11 protein-coding genes are annotated in these 20930 nt (G+C 60.6%); 9 read left to right on the top strand and 2 right to left on the bottom strand.

Features of this window, described 5'->3' with window-relative positions; genetic code table 11:
• Positions 1 to 254 precede the first annotated feature (254 nt).
• The 5 genes from rpsF to dnaB all read left to right on the top strand — a co-directional run bounded on the left by rpsF (position 255) and on the right by dnaB (position 3849).
• Positions 255 to 677 (top strand): 30S ribosomal protein S6, encoded by a 423-nt coding sequence (gene rpsF, locus F8N49_RS08460; RefSeq protein WP_016771938.1) that lies wholly within the window; start codon positions 255 to 257, stop codon positions 675 to 677.
• A gap of 29 nt (positions 678 to 706) precedes the next feature.
• On the top strand, positions 707 to 937 hold the full coding sequence (rpsR, locus tag F8N49_RS08455; protein ID WP_002551829.1) for a 30S ribosomal protein S18: 231 nt from the start codon (positions 707 to 709) through the stop codon (positions 935 to 937).
• A gap of 36 nt (positions 938 to 973) precedes the next feature.
• Positions 974 to 1867: a hypothetical protein gene (locus tag F8N49_RS08450; protein ID WP_016771937.1), complete on the top strand. Its 894-nt coding sequence runs from the start codon at positions 974 to 976 to the stop codon at positions 1865 to 1867.
• An 18-nt stretch (positions 1868 to 1885) separates the two neighbouring features.
• The gene (gene rplI / locus F8N49_RS08445) at positions 1886 to 2332 is read left to right on the top strand and encodes a 50S ribosomal protein L9 (protein WP_003221136.1); all 447 of its coding nucleotides are present in this window, start codon (positions 1886 to 1888) and stop codon (positions 2330 to 2332) included.
• A 119-nt stretch (positions 2333 to 2451) separates the two neighbouring features.
• Positions 2452 to 3849, top strand: a complete 1398-nt coding sequence (dnaB, locus tag F8N49_RS08440; protein ID WP_016771936.1) for a replicative DNA helicase — start codon at positions 2452 to 2454, stop codon at positions 3847 to 3849.
• Positions 3850 to 3887: 38 nt separating this feature from the next.
• On the opposite strand, the gene F8N49_RS08435 is transcribed toward dnaB, so the two are convergent.
• Positions 3888 to 8369: an NEL-type E3 ubiquitin ligase domain-containing protein gene (locus tag F8N49_RS08435; protein ID WP_178116943.1), complete on the bottom strand. Its 4482-nt coding sequence runs from the start codon at positions 8367 to 8369 to the stop codon at positions 3888 to 3890.
• Between the two features lie 224 nt (positions 8370 to 8593).
• Entirely contained in the window at positions 8594 to 11233 is a 2640-nt protein-coding gene (locus F8N49_RS08430) for a hypothetical protein (RefSeq protein ID WP_151551143.1), read from the bottom strand.
• A gap of 226 nt (positions 11234 to 11459) precedes the next feature.
• On the opposite strand from F8N49_RS08430, the gene F8N49_RS08425 reads away from it, so the two are divergent.
• From F8N49_RS08425 to F8N49_RS08410, 4 genes are all read left to right on the top strand, one after another.
• Positions 11460 to 13763, top strand: coding sequence for a YgiQ family radical SAM protein (locus F8N49_RS08425; RefSeq protein ID WP_151551142.1), 2304 nt, complete (start codon positions 11460 to 11462; stop codon positions 13761 to 13763).
• Between the two features lie 366 nt (positions 13764 to 14129).
• Positions 14130 to 17405 carry a DUF2126 domain-containing protein gene (locus F8N49_RS08420; protein WP_151551141.1) on the top strand — a complete coding sequence of 1092 codons (3276 nt, stop codon included), beginning with the start codon at positions 14130 to 14132 and terminating at the stop codon, positions 17403 to 17405.
• 88 nt (positions 17406 to 17493) lie between these two features.
• Entirely contained in the window at positions 17494 to 19980 is a 2487-nt protein-coding gene (locus F8N49_RS08415; protein WP_151551140.1) for a circularly permuted type 2 ATP-grasp protein, read from the top strand.
• Complete coding sequence (locus F8N49_RS08410; protein ID WP_151551139.1) at positions 19980 to 20876, top strand: transglutaminase family protein; 897 nt, start codon at positions 19980 to 19982, stop codon at positions 20874 to 20876. Before F8N49_RS08415 ends, F8N49_RS08410 begins: the two co-directional genes overlap by 1 nt.
• Positions 20877 to 20930: the final 54 nt, after the last annotated feature.

Here is a 20930-nt window from a genome sequence, read left to right as displayed (position 1 = left end):
GTCGACGTCATTGTTGCCTGACAGGCCGCATTCGCGAGCAGGCTCGCTCCCACATTCGGTTACGGTGTCTGGAAGATCGGTGGTTGTTCAAATAATCACCAATTGCCTTGCGCCCCCGCAGTCCCTTCTCTACAATTGCGCCCCTTGCTGTGACGGCAGGCACGCATGTGCCCCGCGCCAGCAAGTCCATAAGTGTCATTCACTCCTTGTCTGACCGTTTTTGAGCGGCAGGCTACAACCCGTAAGGAGCATTCATGCGTCATTACGAAATCATCTTTCTGGTCCACCCGGATCAGAGCGAGCAAGTCGGCGGCATGGTTGAGCGTTACACCAAGCTGATCGAAGAAGACGGCGGCAAAATCCACCGTCTGGAAGACTGGGGCCGTCGTCAACTGGCCTACGCAATCAACAATGTTCACAAGGCTCACTACGTGATGCTGAACGTTGAGTGCACTGGCAAGGCCCTGGCCGAGCTGGAAGACAACTTCCGCTACAACGATGCAGTGATCCGTAACCTGGTCATCCGTCGCGACGAAGCCGTTACCGGCCAGTCCGAGATGCTCAAGGCTGAAGAAAACCGCAGTGAGCGCCGTGAGCGTCGCGACCGTCCTGAGCACGAAGGCGCCGAAGGCACCGACAGTGATGACAGCGACAACAGCGATAACGCTGACGAGTAATCCACGGACCTTATTAAGGAGCCTATCAAATGGCACGTTTCTTCCGTCGTCGTAAATTCTGCCGCTTCACCGCTGAAGACGTGAAAGAGATCGACTACAAAGATCTCAACACTCTGAAAGCTTACGTATCCGAGACCGGCAAAATCGTTCCAAGCCGCATCACCGGTACCAAAGCTCGTTATCAGCGTCAGCTGGCCACCGCTATCAAGCGCGCCCGCTTCCTGGCCCTGCTGGCCTACACCGACAGCCACGGCCGCTGAGACCGGGCAGTCGACAAGTAGCAAAGGATTGAATGCATGCGCGCCTTAGCTGAGTTCATCATGCGAGGCCGAATGCAGGCCACTCTCGTGGTGGCCGGATGTGCAACATTGCCGTTGTTGTATTGGTTGGGTGCTGCCGCCGGGAGCCTTGTGCTGCTGCGGCGCGGATTGACGGACGCCCTTGGCGTTCTGTCGCTGGGACTGCTGCCAGCCTTGATCTGGTGGCTGTATGCCGATGACCCACGGGCACTTCTGGTGCTGCTGGGGTCTTCGGGGCTTGCGTTGGTTTTGCGCGCAAGCGAATCCTGGGTCCGCACGCTGCTGGTCAGCGTAGTGATCGGAGTGGTGTTTTCAGTGGTGCTCGGGGTCGCGTTTGCGGCCCAGATCGAGATGCTCGCGCAGGCCCTTATAAAGGTCATGCCGGCACTTCTCGGTGAGACCTACAAGCAATTGTCGGTCGATGAGCAAGCGCGTTTCGCGTCCCTGATTGCACCGGTCCTGACCGGACTGATTGCGGCCTTGTTGCAGATCGTCAGCGTGCTGAGCCTGATTGTCGGGCGGCATTGGCAGGCGTTGTTGTACAACCCGGGTGGTTTCGGTCGCGAGTTTCGCGCCATCCGCATCCCGCTGGGGCCGGCGATGTTACTGCTGGCGTTGATGCTTCTGGGCCCGAATCTCGGTGCACAGATGGCCATGTTGACGCCGTTGTGCAGTGTACCGCTGGTGTTCGCCGGGCTGGCCCTGATTCACGGGCTGGTCGGGCAGAAGCGACTGGCCGGTTTCTGGCTGGTGGGGTTGTACGTCACGCTGCTGTTGTTCATGCAGCTGATCTATCCGTTGCTCGTGGTTCTGGCCATTGTCGACAGCCTGATTGATTTTCGCGGTCGTCACGTGTCGAAAGACACCGACAGCGCGAACGGTGAAGGTTAAAAGTTAGAGGATTTTCACATGCAACTGATCCTTCTGGAAAAAATCGCCAACCTGGGCAACCTGGGCGACAAAGTAAACGTTAAGGCCGGTTACGGCCGTAACTACCTGCTGCCTTTCGGCAAGGCTACCGCTGCGACCGCTGCCAACCTGGCTGCGTTCGAAGAGCGTCGCGCCGAGCTGGAAAAAGCCGCCGCAGACCGTAAGGCATCGGCTGAAAGCCGTGCTGCCCAACTGGCCGAACTGGAAGTGACCATCACTGCCACCGCTGGCGACGAAGGCAAGCTGTTCGGTTCGATCGGTACTCACGACATCGCTGACGCACTGACCGCCTCCGGCGTTGAAGTGCAGAAGAGCGAAGTTCGTCTGCCGAACGGCACCATCCGCAACGTGGGTGAATTCGACGTGGCCGTGCACCTGCACGCCGAAGTTGAAGCCACCGTACGCGTTGTCGTGGTAGCAGCTTAAGCAACACGGATCGGCTGGCGGCTTGTCCGTCAGGCGGTTAACATCGGGCACGATCCTGTTTACAGGTCGTGCCCTTTGTCTTTCTGAATTCCCTGCTTTTCACTAATACTCAAGTGGCCATGAACGATATCTCCGCTCCCGAGCAATACGATCTGCAAACCGCTGCCCTAAAGGTGCCGCCGCATTCCATCGAGGCTGAACAGGCTGTACTCGGTGGTCTGATGCTGGACAACAACGCCTGGGAACGCGTGCTTGATCAAGTCTCCGACGGCGATTTCTATCGACATGACCACCGCCTGATCTTCCGCGCGATCGCCAAACTGGCCGATCAGAACTCGCCGATCGACGTCGTGACCCTTGCCGAACAACTCGACAAGGAAGGCCAGACGTCGCAAGTCGGCGGCCTCGGCTATCTTGGCGAACTGGCAAAAAACACCCCGTCCGTCGCCAACATCAAGGCCTATGCGCAGATCGTCCGCCAGCGTGCGACGTTGCGCCAACTGATCGGTATCAGCACCGAGATTGCCGACAGCGCCTTCAACCCGGAAGGTCGCACCGCTGAAGAAATCCTCGACGAAGCCGAACGGCAGATCTTCCAGATCGCCGAAGCGCGGCCCAAGACCGGCGGCCCGGTCGGCGTCAATGAGCTGCTGACCAAGGCCATCGACCGCATCGACACGTTGTTCAACACGGCCGACGCGATCACCGGGCTGTCCACCGGCTACACCGACCTCGATGAGAAGACCAGCGGCTTGCAGCCGTCCGACCTGATCATCGTCGCCGGCCGTCCGTCGATGGGTAAAACCACCTTCGCGATGAACCTGGTGGAAAACGCCGTGTTGCGCAGCGAGAAGGCTGTCCTGGTTTACTCGCTCGAGATGCCAGGCGAATCGCTGATCATGCGTATGCTGTCTTCGCTCGGCCGAATCGACCAGACCAAAGTGCGTTCCGGCCAACTCGAAGACGACGACTGGCCGCGCCTGACGTCGGCGGTCAACCTGCTCAACGACCGCAAACTGTTCATCGATGACACCGCCGGCATCAGTCCTTCGGAAATGCGCGCGCGCACTCGTCGTCTGGTGCGTGAGCACGGCGATGTCGGCCTGATCATGATCGACTACCTGCAACTGATGCAGATTCCCGGGTCCAGCGGTGACAACCGCACCAACGAGATTTCCGAGATCTCGCGATCCCTGAAAGCCCTGGCCAAGGAATTCAACTGTCCGGTAGTGGCGCTGTCGCAGCTCAACCGTTCCCTCGAACAGCGCCCGAACAAACGCCCGGTGAACTCCGACTTGCGGGAATCCGGAGCGATCGAGCAGGACGCCGACGTAATCATGTTCGTTTACCGAGACGAGGTGTATCACCCGGAAACCGAGCACAAGGGCATCGCCGAAATCATCATCGGCAAGCAGCGTAACGGCCCGATCGGTTTCATTCGGCTGGCGTTCATCGGTAAATACACGCGCTTCGAAAACCTCGCACCGGGCAGTTACAACTTCGACGACGACGAATGACAGTAGGCCGGATCATCCGGCTGCTGTCGTGGCCTGCTTCAATCGGCCGAAACTGCCGTCTCGCTGCTGGCAGGTTTTTCAACTGCCTCACCGGAGCGAATTTCCTCGCGCGTCAGTGACTGGATCAGCGTCGCTTCGCTAATGGCCAACTGTGCAGTGACGTCATTGGTTTGCGCGTCGTATTCGGCCTGGGTCAGTACTTTTTTCGCGAATTGCTCGTCCAGTGCCGCCTGTCTCTGTTGATAAGGCTGACGTGCGGCGTCGAACCGGGACGGATATTTGTGCGTGATGAAGTCCTGCCAGAATTCCATCGACACCAGAGCCTGAAACTCTTCGGGGGAGCCGTTCAAGGCGATGACTTTACGGTAGGCGACTTCCAGCATGGGCGGTGTGACGCCGGCCATGCCGATAAAGGACAGCGTCTGCGGCTGAAACGGCAACTGCAGCCGATCCTTGAGGCCAAAGCGGTAGGCCATGGTCATTTCATGCGGGTCGCTCAGGCGCAGGCGCTGGGTATTGCGCTCACGCGCTGGAGCCTGTGGATCGTTGGCGATTGTCCTGCTCGCAGCGATATCTGCTGCGGCCAGTTCATCGACCTGCCTTAGCCTGAACAGACTTCTGGACAGGTCCACCAGGCGAGTGCCATCCCCGTCTTGCCTTGCCTGCACTCTGGCCGTATGCGTCATGGTCAGCACTTGCAGGTCAGTAAACGTGGCGGCGGCAAGGTCAGTGCAGCCGGCTTCGCAGGCGCGATCGAAAACATCTCTGCGCAGAGCGCGTGATTGCACGTTGTTCTCGCTGATGGCATCGACCACGTCCCAGACCTGCCGACGGAAATCGGCGTGGTGGCCGAGTCGGGAAATGATATTGAAAAATCCATCCGAGCCGTCCTGTGCTTTCAGTCTGTCCAGCTGCGCGGTGCGTTTCGTCGCCTCGGTTGCCGTCATACCGATGGTCAACTGCGGATAGGCCGACGCAGCGTTCATTAGCGCCGGCTGCGGGCGGGCTGCCGGGGCAGAAGTGGTCAGCAGGTTCAGAGGATTGTAAAGCGATGTTGCGGAGTGGCGCAGCCGCTCACTGTAGCCGGCCAAGCGTTCTCGGGTGTATTCGTTCAGGGGGTTATCGCTTATCTGAGTGCCGCTGTTGACCTGAATCGAATGCCTCAGGCGATCCGCTGCCGGTGCGACGACAAAGCTGGGCAGGTTCGTGATCCGGTTGTTGTTCAGAAGTATCCTGCCCAACAGGGGCTGATCGAACAGTCCGGCTGGCCAGCTTCCGATGCCGGTGTTCGACATGTCGACTTCGCGGATATCAGTGATCGCGCTGAAATCCGGGCTCACGTTCAAGTGCGGGTTGTCGTGGATCCACAAGGCCCTCAAGGTCGTTCTACCGGCCAGTATCTGCGCGGTCTCGGCGGTCAGTTCGAGTTGATTCCCCTGCAGGAACAGACGGGTCATCCCGTGCATTTCGCCGATGGCAGGCGGGAGATCCCTGAGACGATTGTTGGCCATGTTCAGCCAGCGCAGATGGCGGAAGCGGGTCAGAAAACCTTCCGGGGATTCGGTGAGATTCATGTTGTTGAGTTTGAGCGAGCCGACATGGCTGAAATCGGTGTTCAGATCCGGCAGGGTCGGCAACGTGAGGCCGCTCAAATCCAGCTCCAGACCTATCGGCGTGCCGTCGAAGGCGTGTTTCTGCGGCGTTTCACGTCGCCAGCAACTGATGATCCGATCCCGTGCCTCGATGCGCTCATTGCGGGTTTGGGTGTTGATCTGCAACTGATTGACGCGGATATAGCGCAGAGGATTGCTGCCTCCCGAAAACACCCAGTTATCCAGCTGGTTTTTCAACACGGCGAAATCCTGCTCGAGCTCCAACAGCCTGGTCGCGACAGTGGCCTTGTCATGGTTCCAGACAAACTCCCGGCATTCCTTGATGCCTTTGCTCGGAAACAGTTTTCGGTAGCGCTGCGCGCGCGAGTTCTCACTGTCGAATACAGCGGGGTGGGCCGGAGTCATCAACTGCGGATGCAGTTCGTTGAGTTTTCGCCAGTAGCGATCGAACTTCCTCCAGTAAGGCGAAGGGAAGTCATTGCCTTCAAGCAGCGTGTGGTTGTTGATCCGCGCGACCACGGCCAATTGATCGGCTGGCGGGTTGATGTGTGCGTCGGGAACTTCGCGCAGTTTATTGTTGCTGAGGTCGAGGCCGGTCAAGGTGATCTTGTCAGCCAGGCCGGTGGGCCACTCGCTGATGCCGGTGTTCTTCAGGTCCAGTGTCTGCAGCCCGGACATCGCACTGAAATCGGGCAGCATCTGGAGTGGGTTGTTCGACAGGTCGATGCTGACCAACTGGTGCAATGCACTCAATGCACCAGCGCTGTTCTCATCGAGTTTTATCTGGTTTGAGGTCAGATTCAGGTGGGTGAGCCGGCTCATCACGCTGATCTCTGCGGGCAATTTTTCCAGACCGCAATGGCTGATCGTCAAATTCTCCAGATTCGGCAACCGCGACAGGAACGTGTCGGCAGTGTCGGACCAGACGACGCTATCAAGAGTGAGCAACGTCAACCGACTGAAGTCGGCAGTCAGTGGCGGTAGCGGTCCTTTCAGTGGTGGCAGCGCAAGGTGCGGCGATTGCTGGAGCCAGCAGTCCTTGATGATCCGGGCAATGTGTTCTGCCCGAGCCTTTTCCCGGCCGACCACGCTGGATGTTCCCGGCTGGCTGTCGGCGACGTAGGCCAGCAGTTGCGCATCGAGCGCCTTGAACTCTGCGAAACGCTGGCTGATCGTGGCTTCTGCACTGTCCCCCAGGCCAATCAGGTATTCCCGGGCGGTTTGTGGCGTTTTGTCCGGATACATCTGCAGCAGCATGGCGACTTCAGGGATGTCGCCATCAATCCGGAATGCACCTGTGCGTGCGCTGGTGATCAGTGCCGGATATTCCGCCGTAACCCGCTGCCAGTAGACTTCCAGCCGCCGCCAATAGCCGCTGGCAAAGGGGTTGCCTTCGATCAGGGTGATGCGGTTGATGTTGGCTATGGCGAGCAATTGATCACTCGCCGGGCTGATGACTGTCTGCGGAATTTCACGCAATCGGTTATTGCGCAGATCGAGCGACTCCATCGCCAACTGATGCTGCAATCCGGTTGGCCAGTCATCCAGTTGTGCATTGCGCAGACCCACGGACTTGAGCTCAGGCATGCCGCTGAAATCCGGGGCCTTGCCCAGCGGGTTGTCCGACAGGTCGAGTTTTTCCAGTTGGCTGAGCGAAGCCAGCTCGCTGGCGGTCTGGTCGCTCAGTTCAATGTGGTTCGCTCGCAGGTCCAACTCCTTGAGGGCTGGCATCTGCGCAAGGTTCGCCGGCGGCCTGGCGAGCGCCGAGGCATTGATTTTCAGACGCTCCAGGGCAGTGAACCCCTTGAGGAAGTTTTCGCCCCCCTCCGACCAGGCGACCGCCTGCAAGTGCAGCGTGCGTACATGGCTGAAATCTGCGGACAGCGGAACAATGCCTGCGTCGCCAAGATCCAGTTGCAACGTTGTTCCTGTCTGACGTTTCCAGCAGCGCTTGATCTCTTGCGCGGCGCGCTCCACCGGGGGATTGGTCGCCCCGCCGGCCAGCTCACTGGTTTTCAACCAGGTCGCGAGCTCCAGCTTCAGGGTCTTGTATTCATTCTCGAGGCGCGTCAAAAAGCTTGGTACATCGTCACCCTGGGTGCGCAACAGCGTGCGGATTTGCTCGCTGTCCAGAGATGGATAGAGTTTTCGCAGTCGCGACTGGGGCGTTCGCAGTCGATTGACCGCGGCATTGAGCCGCTCGCGCAGCCCCGGTGAAGCAGGTTGGTCGGCACTGCCGCGCTGCATCCCGCCGGCCCCGCCGACTACGATGCCCTGCCAGCCCTGATCGGCATCGAATACGACAGGCTCTGATCTGCCCGGGCGCGTAGCGCTGTAGATGTTGTCGACGTCAGCGGCGACAGGATCTTCAGGGCGGACGATGCGCATCACCTCGGTCAGAGGCGTCGAAGCATCGTGATCGTGCAGGACCTGATAGCTGTGATTGTCGATCACTGCGTAGAGTTTGCCGTCATGGCGGTACAGCCCATCGCTGTCGCGTGAGCTATGACTGAAGTCGAACGGCGTGCGAAACGCTTGCAGGCGTGTCACCGATAAAGCGAAGGTGCTCGGCGGCGAGAACTCCAGCGCATGCCACCTGCCACTCTCCGGATCGTGCAGCATCAGCGGTCCGGAGGGCTTCGATTCGCTCGCCAGCCCGGCGCGCCAGAGGCCGCTCGGCGAATCCTTGCTCACCTGCACGAAACCGCCGTCGGCCATTTCCACGTAGTGACGACCCTTGAATGTCCTCAGGCCTTCGGTGTCGGCGTCAGGCAAGCCGGTTGCGACAGCGAGGCGGTAATGCTCGACGGGGTGGCCTGTGTTGACCATGGTTTGCAGCGCTGATGCAGCCGCATGCACTGTGACATTCGGCGCCGGGATGATCGCATCAGGATCGTTGCTGTCCATGCGCCGGTTCGCGCGGATTGGCGGGCCGCTCAACGCGGTTGGGTCAAGACTGGGGCGCGGCGTGAGGAGTGGGCGCTGCGGGATGGCAGCGGCGGATGTATCCGGTCGAAGATGAAAATTACCGGGGGGACTAACTGGGTGCGGCGTTTTGCTGCGCATGTCTTACGTTCCTTGTAGTGATTGAGCGGTCGCGTCCGCAACGGACGCTGCCGGCCGGTTCGGCGTCATGCCTGATGATGTGTCTCGGGATGGAAAGAGGTGGCGGCGAGGTCGAAAATTTTCTGCGCTGCGTGGCCATCGAGGGCGGCGCGCCAGATAGGTTTGTGTGGCCGCTGCGCCCGTTCTTCCCGGCGCTGCGAACGCACACCCATGCGGCTTTGCTCAAGGGTTTTCAGGTGCCCGCCGGAAACATTGAAGTTCAGATCGGGCGTATCCGGTTTCGCGTAATGAAAGTGCGCGTGCCAGAGGGGGTCGTAGGTGTGCGCATCCGTCAGTAGATAGACGTCGATAAAGTCTCGATTGTGTCCCTTGCCGCGTTTCAACCGGGTCTCGATTTTCTGCGCACGCACTTCGCCCTTGTCGATCAGATACAACAATCGGTCGGGGCTCAGAAAATGTATGTCCTTGTAGATCCGGACACGAATGTTTTCGCCCTCGCTGCGCAGGCGTTCACTGGTGTCCTGCAGGCGCTGGATCAGCGCATCTGTTTCGCCATCGGTCGGCTCCTGTCGCCGAAGCTGGAGTGCGATTTCATCCATTGCCCCGGCCTTGCGCTCAAGCATCTCGACAATGTTGTCCGGATGGTTTTTGCGCGACTCTTCGCGCCGGGCTTCGCGCACATGTGCGTCGGTTTGCTCAAGGTGCTGATTGGCTCTGAGAGTCAGGTCGGGCAGGTTTGTGTCCTGCGTTGCGCGGACAGGGTGCCACTCGCCAGCTCTTTGTTCATAGGTCTGCACTGGCTGTTGCGGGTCGTGCAGACTGCGTACATCGATGACTTCTTCGTTGTGTGCGGTACGTCGGGACTCGCCGACATGGATCTTGTAAATACCGTGTTTCTTTGCCTTGAAAATGCGCTTGGGTGGCGGTTGGAAGCCGGATCTGTCCTGCTCCGGAACATACTCGAAATCAATGGCCTGATCGTTGATCGGCAGCGCCGGGAGATCAGGCTGGCGTTGATATTGGAACAGGCGATGAGTCAGCGTCTCTTCGAATATTTTCAGCTCCGCGGTGATAGCCGTGCGTGACGTTGCGTGCTGCTCATCGGGTGCCAGATCAAGACGCTCGTACCAGTAGCGAAGGGCTGTGCATTCCTGGAGCAGATCACGCAATATCGCAGGGTGCGAAGTCTCCGGAATTTTACCCAGCGCTCCATACACGAAAGTTACCTGACCAAATCTGGTCGCCAGTTCGGAGGCCTGAGGGTAGTTTCCGCCTGATTGATGGTCGTCCAGCATCAGGCTTTTGGCCAATACCCACGAAGCCACGACGTCGTGAGTGTCCATTGGTGTCAGAGCGTATGCACTGAATTCGTCCGGCGCGACCCGCCATGTGTTCACCAGATTGTCGGCAATGTGCTGGCGCTCTCGCATATGGCCGAGAATTTTCCCCAGGACGTTGACTGTTCGCGGGAGCCTGTCGATGTCGATCAATGGACCTCCCAGCGCATGGCGGGTCAAGCCGCATTCGACCAATTGATCGTAAAAGCTCATTTGGATCTTGTGCATCGCAATCATTTTTTTGTCGTAGTCTTCCTTCTTCATGAAGTGCCGTACCGCGGGTTTTTGCTGCTTATGGAATTTTATTGCTTTTGCAAGGGACCTCAGCGCCTGGTGGCTGTGTAATTCACGATCAAGCAGCGCCATCGTTTCGCGCTTGACCGCGTCTGAGCGCTCGCCCCCCGCTTCCCTGATGCTGCGCCACACCTCCTTCAGGTGTTCACTTTTAGCGGTGTCCTGCTCGATTCGCTTGTTGAAGTGGCCAAGTCTGATTCCGACTTCCACCCGCTGCCATAGCTCTGAGGGCGCCACTCCTGTCCCTCTCTGCATTCCGGCTGCCCCCGTTACACTGGTCCCTCGCCAGCCGTAGCGAGCGTCGAAAATGATCGGTTCCGACCTGCCTGGACGGGATGCGACGTAAACATTCGTGGCATCGCTGGCGATGGGATCGTGGGGGCGAACGATGCGCATGACCGCCCTCTGCGGCGCTGATGCATCAAGATCATGCAAGACCTGATAGGCCTGATTCTCGATCTGCACATAGAGTTTGCCGTTGAAGCGCAACAGGCCATCGCCGTCCGGCTCGGCCGTGCTGAAATCCAGATCGGTGCGAAACGCCTCGAGCCGGCTCGGGGATAGCGGATAGGTCGATGGCGCCCAGGTATCGACGGGTTGCCAGAGACGGCTCTCGACATCGAACTGCAACAGCGGACCAGACGGGTGTAATTCGCTGGGCAATTTCGCCCGGTAAAGACCGCTGGCGGGGTCCAGACCGACCTGCACGGTGCCACCCTCAGGCACTTGGACATACTGACGTCCCTTAAGCGTCGAAATGCCTTCGGCATTGGCTGACGGCAACACGACCAGCGAAGTGATCCAGTAATCTCCCAAGGGCCGCTCATGCACAACTGCAGCCGATTCGGCGGCCGCTGTCGTGCTGACCGTTGCCCGCGCAGGCACGGAGGTAATGCGGTTGAGTCCGTGATCGATCGATGTCGATACCGTTGTGGGAGTCGGGCGTGTGGGAATTCTGTGCCCCGGTCCGCCATCGAAAAGCGCCGTGAAACCAGGCCGGGTGATCGAATAATCGGGTCGCGGGTTATGAACCGAGACGGTCGTGATGCCTCTGGTTGGCGGTTTGGGTGCCATTGCCTGTCTTCCTTTGCGTTTAATGCCCCGCTGCTCTTGGGAGTGCGACGGGCGGGCGGCTTCCTTGCCGTTTCGTGCGTCGTGCGTTCAACAAAAACGCGTAATGTGTGGCGGGTTGGCGGCGCGAGAGCAGCGCACAGAGAAACCGACCACCGTCGTCGGAATTGGTCAAAATTTGTGCTATATTCCGCGCCCGCGATTTTTCACTTCAACACCGGTCGTCGACATGCAAGCAGCCAAGCCGTTATTTGACTATCCAAAATATTGGGCCGAATGTTTCGGGCCAGCGCCATTCCTGCCGATGAGCAGGGAGGAGATGGATCAGCTCGGCTGGGATTCGTGCGACATCATCATTGTTACCGGTGATGCCTACGTCGATCATCCGTCGTTCGGCATGGCGATCATCGGCCGGCTGCTGGAGTCGCAAGGCTTCCGCGTCGGGATCATCGCGCAGCCGAACTGGCAGTCCAAAGACGACTTCATGAAGCTCGGCGAGCCGAACCTGTTCTTCGGCGTCGCGGCGGGCAACATGGACTCGATGATCAACCGCTACACCGCGGACAAGAAAATCCGTTCCGATGACGCGTATACCCCCGGCGGCATGGCCGGCAAGCGTCCGGATCGCGCCAGCCTGGTTTACAGCCAGCGCTGCAAGGAAGCCTACAAGCACGTGCCGATCGTGCTCGGCGGCATCGAAGCCTCGCTGCGCCGCATCGCCCACTACGACTATTGGCAGGATCGCGTGCGCAACTCGATCCTGATCGACGCCAGCGCCGACATTCTGCTGTACGGCAACGCCGAGCGCGCGATTGTCGAAGTTGCCCAGCGCCTGTCGTGGGGCCACAAGATCGAAGACATCACCGATGTGCGCGGCACCGCGTTCATCCGTCGCGACACGCCGCAGGGCTGGTACGAAGTCGACTCCACGCGCATCGACCGTCCGGGCAAGGTCGACAAGATCATCAACCCGTACGTGAATACCCAGGACACCCAGGCCTGCGCCATCGAGCAGGAAAAAGGCCCGGTCGAAGATCCGCAGGAAGCCAAGGTCGTGCAGATCCTGGCCAGCCCGCGCATGACCCGCGACAAGACCGTGATCCGCCTGCCGTCGATGGAGAAGGTGCGTAACGACCCGGTTTTGTACGCCCACGCCAACCGCGTGTTGCACCTGGAAACCAACCCGGGCAACGCCCGTGCGCTGGTGCAGAAGCATGGCGAGCTCGATGTCTGGTTCAACCCGCCGCCGATTCCGATGACCACTGAAGAAATGGACTACGTGTTCGGCATGCCTTACGCCCGTGTGCCGCACCCGGCGTACGGCAAGGAGAAGATCCCGGCGTACGACATGATCCGTTTCTCGGTGAACATCATGCGTGGCTGCTTTGGTGGCTGCACCTTCTGCTCGATCACCGAGCACGAAGGGCGGATCATCCAGAACCGTTCCGAAGAGTCGATCATTCGCGAAATCGAAGAGATCCGCGACAAGGTGCCGGGTTTCACCGGGGTCATTTCCGACCTCGGCGGCCCGACTGCGAACATGTACCGCATCGCCTGCAAGAGCCCGGAAATCGAATCCGCGTGCCGCAAGCCGTCGTGCGTGTTCCCCGGTATCTGCCCGAACCTGAACACCGACCACTCGTCGCTGATCCAGCTGTATCGCAGCGCCCGTGCCCTGCCGGGTGTGAAGAAGATTCTGATCGCCTCCGGTTTGCGTTACGACCTCGCCGTCGAGTCGCCGGAGTACGTCAAGGAGCTGGTGACCCACCACGTCGGCGGTTACCTGAAGATCGCCCCGGAGCACACCGAGGAAGGTCCGCTCAACCAGATGATGAAACCGGGCATCGGCAGCTATGACAAGTTCAAGCGCATGTTCGAGAAGTACACCAAGGAAGCGGGCAAGGAGCAGTACCTGATTCCGTACTTCATCGCCGCCCACCCGGGCACCACCGACGAAGACATGATGAACCTCGCCCTGTGGCTCAAGGGCAATGGCTTCCGCGCCGACCAGGTGCAGGCGTTCTATCCGTCGCCGATGGCCACCGCTACGGCGATGTACCACTCGGGCAAGAACCCGCTGCGCAAGGTGACGTACAAGAGCGACGGCGTGACCATCGTCAAGAGCGAAGATCAGCGTCGTCTGCACAAGGCGTTCCTGCGTTATCACGACCCGAAAGGCTGGCCGATGCTGCGTGAAGCGCTGATCCGCATGGGCCGCGCCGATCTGATCGGCCCGGACAAGGATCAACTGATCCCGGCGCATCAGCCGGCCACCGACAGCTACCAGAGCGCCCGTCGCAAGAACTCGACGCCGGCCGGCAGCCACAAGGTCGCCAAAGAGAAGACCACCAAGATTCTCACTCAGCACACCGGTCTGCCGCCGCGTGCCAGTGATGGCGGTAATCCGTGGGACAAGCGTGAACAGGCCAAGGCTGCGGCATTCGCCCGCAACCAGCAGGCGGCCAAGGAACGCAAGGATGCGGCCAAAGGCAAAGGGCCGAAGCCGACACGCAAGCCGGTCGTGCCGCGCTAAACACTGCTTGAGCTGAACAGAACGCCAACCTTCGGGTTGGCGTTTTGCATTTCAGGCCTCAGGAAATGCAGTGAGCCCACTGGCCCCATCGCTGGCAAGCCAGCTCCCACAGGGATCTTTAGTGGCCGCCGTTCTGTGAGCGACAGAGAAACCTGTGGGAGCTGGCTTGCCAGCGATGGGGCCCGTTCAGACACTTCCATCAATGACTGCCTGCCACAAATAGAAGCAAACTCGCCAAAGCATTTCCTCGCATCGCCCGGTTTTGGTGCTGTACTGCCTTGAGCATTTCGCGAAAGCGCGCAAGCCTGTGCATGGCATAAGTCTTGCGCGCTTTCCCATACGCCCAAGGCTCGCAGGAGGCACGCCGTGTCGATTCATGTCGCATTGCATCACGTCACGCATTATCGCTACGACCGCGCTGTCGAACTCGGCCCGCAGATCGTCCGCCTGCGCCCGGCGCCCCACAGCCGCACGCGAATTCTTTCCTATGCGCTGAAAGTCTCGCCCGAGCAGCATTTCATCAACTGGCAGCAAGACCCCCAGGGCAATTACCTGGCACGTCTGGTGTTCCCCGAGAAAACCGCAGAGCTGCGCATCGAAGTCGATCTGGTAGCGGAAATGGCGGTGTTCAATCCGTTCGATTTCTTCCTCGAACCGTACGCCGAGCGAATCCCGTTCAGCTACGCCGCCGACGAGCGCAAGGAGTTGGCGCCGTACCTCGAAACCCTGCCGCTGACGCCAACGTTCAAGGCTTACCTGGACAGCATCGACCGCACGCCACTGCCGGCGGTGGATTTTCTGGTGGCGCTCAATCAGCGCCTCAGCGAAGACATCGGCTACCTGATCCGCATGGAGCCCGGCGTGCAGACTCCGGAGCACACACTGCAACACGCCTCCGGTTCCTGCCGTGATTCGGCATGGTTGCTGGTGCAGCTGTTGCGCAATCTCGGTCTGGCGGCGCGGTTTGTTTCCGGCTACCTGATTCAACTGACCGCCGACGTGAAAAGCCTCGACGGCCCGTCCGGCACCGAAGTCGACTTCACCGACCTGCACGCCTGGTGCGAGGTGTATTTGCCGGGTGCCGGCTGGATCGGCCTCGACGCCACGTCCGGGTTGTTCGCCGGGGAAGGGCATATTCCGTTGGCGTGCAGTCCCGATCCGTCCTCGGCGGCGCCGATCAGTGGTCTGGTCGAACCTTGCGAGACGCAGTTCAGCCACGAAATGTCGGTCGAGCGAATCTGGGAAGCGCCACGTGTCACCAAGCCCTACACCGATGAACAGTGGCGGGCGATCCAGGCGCTGGGGCGGCAGATCGATGCCGACCTGCTTGAAGGCGATGTGCGCCTGACCATGGGCGGCGAGCCGACTTTCGTCTCCATCGACGACCCGGACGGCGCCGAATGGAACACTGCCGCCCTGGGACCGGACAAGCGTCGACTGTCCGCCGAACTGTACCAGCGCATGCGCAAGCAGTACGCGCCGAAGGGGCTGGTGCATTTCGGCCAGGGCAAGTGGTATCCCGGCGAGCAGTTGCCGCGCTGGTCGCTCAATTGCTATTGGCGCCGCGACGGTCAGCCGATCTGGCACAACGACGCATTGATCGCCGACGAACAGCAGGACTACGGCGCCGACGGCGAATTGGCCGGACGCTTTCTCGCCAGCGTCGCCGAGCGCCTGAAGTTGCCTGCACGCTTCGTCTTCCCGGCTTACGAGGATCATCTCTATTACCTCTGGCGTGAGGGCGCGTTGCCCGGCAACGTCAGCGCCGAAGATTCGCGTCTGGAAGAGCCATTGGAGCGTGCGCGGTTGCGCAAGGTCTTCAGTCAGGGTCTGAACAAGGTGATCGGCCAGGTGCTGCCGCTGGCGCGCACAGCCAAGGGCGATCAATGGCAGAGCGGGCGTTGGTATCTGCGCGATGAGCACTGTCGCTTGGTGCCCGGGGATTCGCCGCTGGGTTATCGCTTGCCGCTGGCGTCGCAGCCGTGGGTGAAAGCGGCGGAATATCCGTTCATCCATCCCAACGATCCGAATCAGGACTTCGCTGAACTGCCGGATCCTGCGCAGCTTGGTGTTCACGGCGAACCTGCTGCGCTGGATGAGCGGGTGCCGAAAATCGATGAGTCCGCCGACTGGCTGACCCGCACCGCATTCTGCGCCGAAGCCCGCGAAGGGCGGCTGTATCTGTTCATGCCGCCGCTGGAGCGGGTCGAGGATTATCTGGAACTGGTCTCGGCCATTGAGGCCACCGCCGAAGAACTGCACTGCCCGGTACTGCTGGAAGGCTATGAACCGCCGGGTGATCCGCGCCTGAGCAATTTCCGTGTCACTCCGGACCCGGGCGTGATCGAGGTCAACGTGCAGCCATCGGCAAGCTGGGACGAGTTGGTCGAGCGCACCGAGTTTCTCTATGAACAGGCGCGGCAAACCCGCCTGACCACCGAAAAGTTCATGATCGACGGGCGCCACACCGGCACCGGCGGCGGTAATCATTTCGTACTCGGCGGCGCGACACCGGCGGACTCACCGTTTCTGCGGCGGCCGGATCTGCTGCGCAGTCTGATCAGCTACTGGCACAACCATCCTTCGCTGTCGTACCTGTTTTCCGGCCTCTTCATCGGCCCGACATCCCAGGCACCACGCGTCGACGAGGCGCGTAATGACGCCTTGTACGAACTGGAAATCGCTTTCGCGCAGATGCCGGAACCGGGCGAGGAATGTGCACCGTGGCTGGTCGATCGACTGTTGCGCAATCTGCTGATCGACGTCACCGGCAATACCCATCGCGCCGAATTCTGCATCGACAAACTGTATTCACCGGACGGCGCCACCGGGCGTCTCGGCTTGTTGGAACTGCGCGCTTTTGAAATGCCGCCCCATGCGCGCATGAGTCTGGCTCAGCAGTTGTTGCTGCGGGCACTGGTCGCGCGCTTTTGGCGCGAGCCTTATGCGCCGGCGAAACTGGCACGCTGGGGCACCGAGCTGCACGACCGTTTCCTGCTGCCGCACTTTATTGAACAGGATTTCGCCGACGTCATCGTCGAACTGAACAACGCCGGTTATCCGCTGCGTGCGGAATGGTTTGCCGCACATCTGGAGTTTCGTTTTCCCAAGGTCGGTGACTACGCCGTCAATGGCATCGAGCTGGAGCTGCGTCAGGCGCTCGAACCCTGGCATGTGCTGGGCGAGGAGGGCTCGGCGGGCGGCACGGTGCGCTACGTCGATTCATCGCTGGAGCGCTTGCAGGTCAAACTCAACGGCTTGCCGCCACAGCGCTATCTGCTGACTTGCAATGGCGTCGCGGTGCCGTTGCACCCGACCGGGCGGGTGGGTGAGTTTGTCGCCGGGGTGCGCTTTCGGGCGTGGCAACCAGCCAACTGCCTGCATCCGACCATAGCGGTGCACGCGCCGTTGGTGTTCGACCTGCTCGATACCTGGATGGGGCGTTCGCTGGGTGGTTGCCAGTACCACGTCGCCCATCCCGGTGGGCGCAATTACGAGACCTTGCCGGTCAATGCCAATGAAGCGGAGAGCCGGCGCATGGCGCGGTTTTTCCGCCTCGGACACACGCCGGGGAAACTTCCCGTACCCAAGGTTGAAATCAATCACGAGCTACCGATGACCATCGACCTGCGCCGTTACTAGAGCCTACGCAATACGCGGATTTTTCGTATATCCGCGTGTCATGTGCCTGCGTTAGTCTGACCGTTCCCTGCTGTCTGCCGAGCTTTCCATGCCTGACCTGTTAGACCGCTACCCGCTGACTGCGGGCACCTATCACGAACTGCTCGACGGCAGCGGCGCAGTGCGTGCGCATTGGCAGCGCCTGTTCGATCAGTTGCAGCGCAGCAGCCCGGTGCAACTGGTGCAGCGTCAGGCCTTGCTGGCGCGGCAGATTCAGGAAAACGGCGTCACCTATAACGTCTATGCCGATCCCAAGGGCGCTGACCGGCCGTGGGAGCTGGATCTGCTGCCCCATGTCATTGCGGCTGATGAATGGCAGCAATTGTCCGCCGGCATCGCTCAGCGTGCGCGCTTGCTCAATGCAGTGCTGGCGGATCTGTACGGTCCGCAGCGGTTGATCAGCGAAGGCCTGCTGCCCGCCGAGCTGGTATTCGGGCACAACAATTTTCTCTGGCCCTGTCAGGGCATTGCCCCGCCCGAGTCAGCTTTTTTGCATTTGTATGCCGTGGATCTGGCGCGCACGCCGGATGGTCGCTGGTGGGTCACTGCCGATCGCACCCAGGCGCCGTCCGGGGCCGGCTATGCGCTGGAAAACCGCACCATCGTCTCCCGCGCCTTTCCCGATTTGTACCGTGATCTGAAGGTTCAGCATCTGGCCGGTTTCTTCCGCACCTTGCAGGAAACCCTGGCCCGTCAGGCACCGCAGGGCGATGACGCACCGCTGGTGGTGCTGCTGACACCGGGGCGGTTCAATGAAAGTTATTTCGAGCACCTGTATCTGGCGCGCCAGCTCGGTTATCCGCTGGTCGAGGGCGGCGATCTGACGGTGCGCAATGCCACGGTGTATTTGAAAACCCTCAGTGGCCTGCGCCGGGTGCACGCGATCATGCGCCGCCTCGACGATGATTTCTGCGACCCGCTGGAACTGCGTACCGACTCGGCGCTCGGGGTCCCCGGTCTGCTTGAGGCGGTGCGTCAGGGGCGGGTGCTGGTGGCCAATGCGCTAGGCAGCGGGGTACTGGAATCGCCGGGGCTGCTGGGGTTTTTGCCGAAGATCAATCAATACCTGTTCGGCGAAGAACTGATACTGCCGTCGATCGCCACCTGGTGGTGCGGTGAAGCGCCAGTGCTGGCGCAAGCGCTGGAAAAACTTCCGGAGCTGCTGATCAAACCGGCGTTCCCGTCGCAGAGTTTCGCGCCTGTTTTCGGCCGTGATTTGAGTGACAGTCAGCGCCTCGAGCTGGCGCAGCGTATGCAGGCACGGCCTTATGCCTACGTCGCGCAAGAACTCGCACAACTGTCGCAGGCGCCGGTCTGGCAAGCCGAGGACGGTCATCTGCAACCCCGCGCGATCGGCATGCGCATGTATGCGGTGGCCAGCCACGACGGCTACCGCGTGTTGCCGGGTGGTCTGACACGAGTGGCGGCCGACGCCGATGCCGAGGTGGTGTCGATGCAGCGCGGCGGGGCAAGCAAGGACACCTGGGTGCTCAGCGATCGTGCGCCAAGTGGCGAGCAGTGGAAGGCGCAACGCAGTGTCGGCGTGCACGATCTGGTGCGGCGCGATCCATATCTGCCGTCGCGGGTGGTTGAGAACCTGTTCTGGTTCGGTCGCTACTGCGAGCGCTGTGACGACAGTGCGCGGCTGCTGCGCATCATGCTCACGCGTTACGTCGATGGCGATGATCCGCAGGCGCTGCAAGCAGCGGTCGATCTCGGCGAGCGGCTGGCGCTGTTGCCGGATGAGGGCGAACTGCCGGAGCGCCTGCTCGCTGCGATGCTGGGCGAGGATTGGTCGTTCAGCCTGCGCTCCAATTTGCAACGCCTGCAATGGGCCGCCTCGCAAGTGCGCGGCAAGCTGTCCCGGGAAAACTGGCAGGCGCTGGTCGAATTGCAGCGCGAGGCGCTGGAGCTGGAAGTCGATGAACCGGACTTCGGCGAACTGCTGGATTTCCTCAACCGTCTGGTGATGTCGCTGGCAGCGCTGTCGGGGTTTGCCCTGGATGACATGACCCGCGACGAAGGCTGGCGTTTTCTGATGATTGGCCGGCGCATCGAACGCCTGCAATTTCTCAGCAGCAGCCTCGCCGCATTTCTGCGCGGTGCGGGTGCTTTCGATCAGGCCGGGCTGGAGTGGTTGCTGGAGTTGGGTAACAGCAGCATCACCTATCGCTCGCGCTATCTGGCGGTGGCGCAATTGATTCCGGTGCTGGATTTGCTGCTGCTGGATGAGCAGAACCCCCACGCAGTGTTGTTTCAGCTGAAACTGGTCACCCGCACGCTGAAACGCCTGAACGACGATTTCGCCGCGCCTCGGGAAACCGCGCTGCCGCAACTGGTCGAGCGCCTGTCGCGGTTTGATCTCGGTTGTCTGGAAAATCCTTTGTTCGGCAAATCCAGCGTACGTGCCGCGCTGGATGGTCTGGCCGATCTGTTGCAGGACATCGCCGAAGCCAGCGGCCAGGTATCGGATCGTCTGGCCCTGCGCCATTTCGCCCATGTCGATGATGTCAGCCAGCGAACGGTGTCCGTGTGATGAGCGCTCAATATCAGATCTTCCACGACACCTGTTATCACTACGACAGCCCGGTCTCCCTCGCGCAGCAACTGGCGCACTTGTGGCCGCGCGAATGCAGCTTGCAGCGCTGCACCGAGCAGCAGTTGTTGATCAGTCCCGAGCCGACCATGCGCCGTGATGAACTGGACGTGTTTGGCAATCCGTTGACGCGTCTGGCATTTGAACGGCCCCATGACCAATTGCAGGTCAACGCCCGGCTGACGGTCGAGGTGCTGGCGCGGCCGGCGCTGGATTTCAACCAGTCGCCAGCGTGGGAGCAGACCCGCGATGCGCTGACCTACAGCAGTCAGCCGCTGTCCGCCGACTTGCTCGAAGCCTGTCGCTACCGGTTCCAGTCGCCTTATGTGCATTTGAAGCGCAGCTTCGTCGAGTTCTCGCAAAGCTGTTTTCCGCCAGGGCGACCGTTGCTGCTCGGGGTGCAGGCGCTGATGCAGAAGATCTTCAGCGAATTCACCTTCGATGCCGAAGCCACCCAGGTGGCGACGCCGCTGGTGGAAGTGCTGGAGCGTCGACGCGGCGTCTGTCAGGACTTCGCTCATCTGATGCTGGCCTGTGTGCGCTCGCGCGGTCTGGCGGCGCGTTATGTCAGCGGCTACCTGCTCACCCAGCCGCCGCCGGGGCAGCCACGCCTGATCGGCGCCGACGCCTCGCATGCGTGGGTATCGGTGTTCTGTCCGGTATCGGGCTGGGTGGATTTCGATCCGACCAACAATGTGCAGCCGGCGCTGGAACACATCACGCTGGCGTGGGGAAGGGATTTCTCCGATGTGTCGCCGCTGCGTGGGGTGATTCTCGGTGGCGGTAATCACGACCCGGAAGTGCGGGTTACGGTGATGCCCTTCAATGAGCGATAAAATACCCTGTGGGAGCGGGCTTGCCCGCGATGACGGAGTGTCTGTGACGACGTT

It is taken from the genome of Pseudomonas sp. GXM4 (assembly GCF_008923895.1).
GTDB classification, from domain to species: domain Bacteria; phylum Pseudomonadota; class Gammaproteobacteria; order Pseudomonadales; family Pseudomonadaceae; genus Aquipseudomonas; species Aquipseudomonas atacamensis.
This window is presented reverse-complemented; position numbering and strand designations above follow the sequence as displayed.

Bases quoted from the DNA above. Each gene is read 5' to 3' on its own strand.
- rpsF (WP_016771938.1), top strand. From the start codon at position 255: ATGCGTCATTACGAAATCATCTTTCTGGTCCACCCGGATCAGAGCGAG.
- rpsR (WP_002551829.1), top strand. From the start codon at position 707: ATGGCACGTTTCTTCCGTCGTCGTAAATTCTGCCGCTTCACCGCTGAA.
- F8N49_RS08450 (WP_016771937.1), top strand. From the start codon at position 974: ATGCGCGCCTTAGCTGAGTTCATCATGCGAGGCCGAATGCAGGCCACT.
- rplI (WP_003221136.1), top strand. From the start codon at position 1,886: ATGCAACTGATCCTTCTGGAAAAAATCGCCAACCTGGGCAACCTGGGC.
- dnaB (WP_016771936.1), top strand. From the start codon at position 2,452: ATGAACGATATCTCCGCTCCCGAGCAATACGATCTGCAAACCGCTGCC.
- F8N49_RS08435 (WP_178116943.1), bottom strand. From the start codon at position 8,369: ATGGACAGCAACGATCCTGATGCGATCATCCCGGCGCCGAATGTCACA.
- F8N49_RS08430 (WP_151551143.1), bottom strand. From the start codon at position 11,233: ATGGCACCCAAACCGCCAACCAGAGGCATCACGACCGTCTCGGTTCAT.
- F8N49_RS08425 (WP_151551142.1), top strand. From the start codon at position 11,460: ATGCAAGCAGCCAAGCCGTTATTTGACTATCCAAAATATTGGGCCGAA.
- F8N49_RS08415 (WP_151551140.1), top strand. From the start codon at position 17,494: ATGCCTGACCTGTTAGACCGCTACCCGCTGACTGCGGGCACCTATCAC.
- F8N49_RS08410 (WP_151551139.1), top strand. From the start codon at position 19,980: ATGAGCGCTCAATATCAGATCTTCCACGACACCTGTTATCACTACGAC.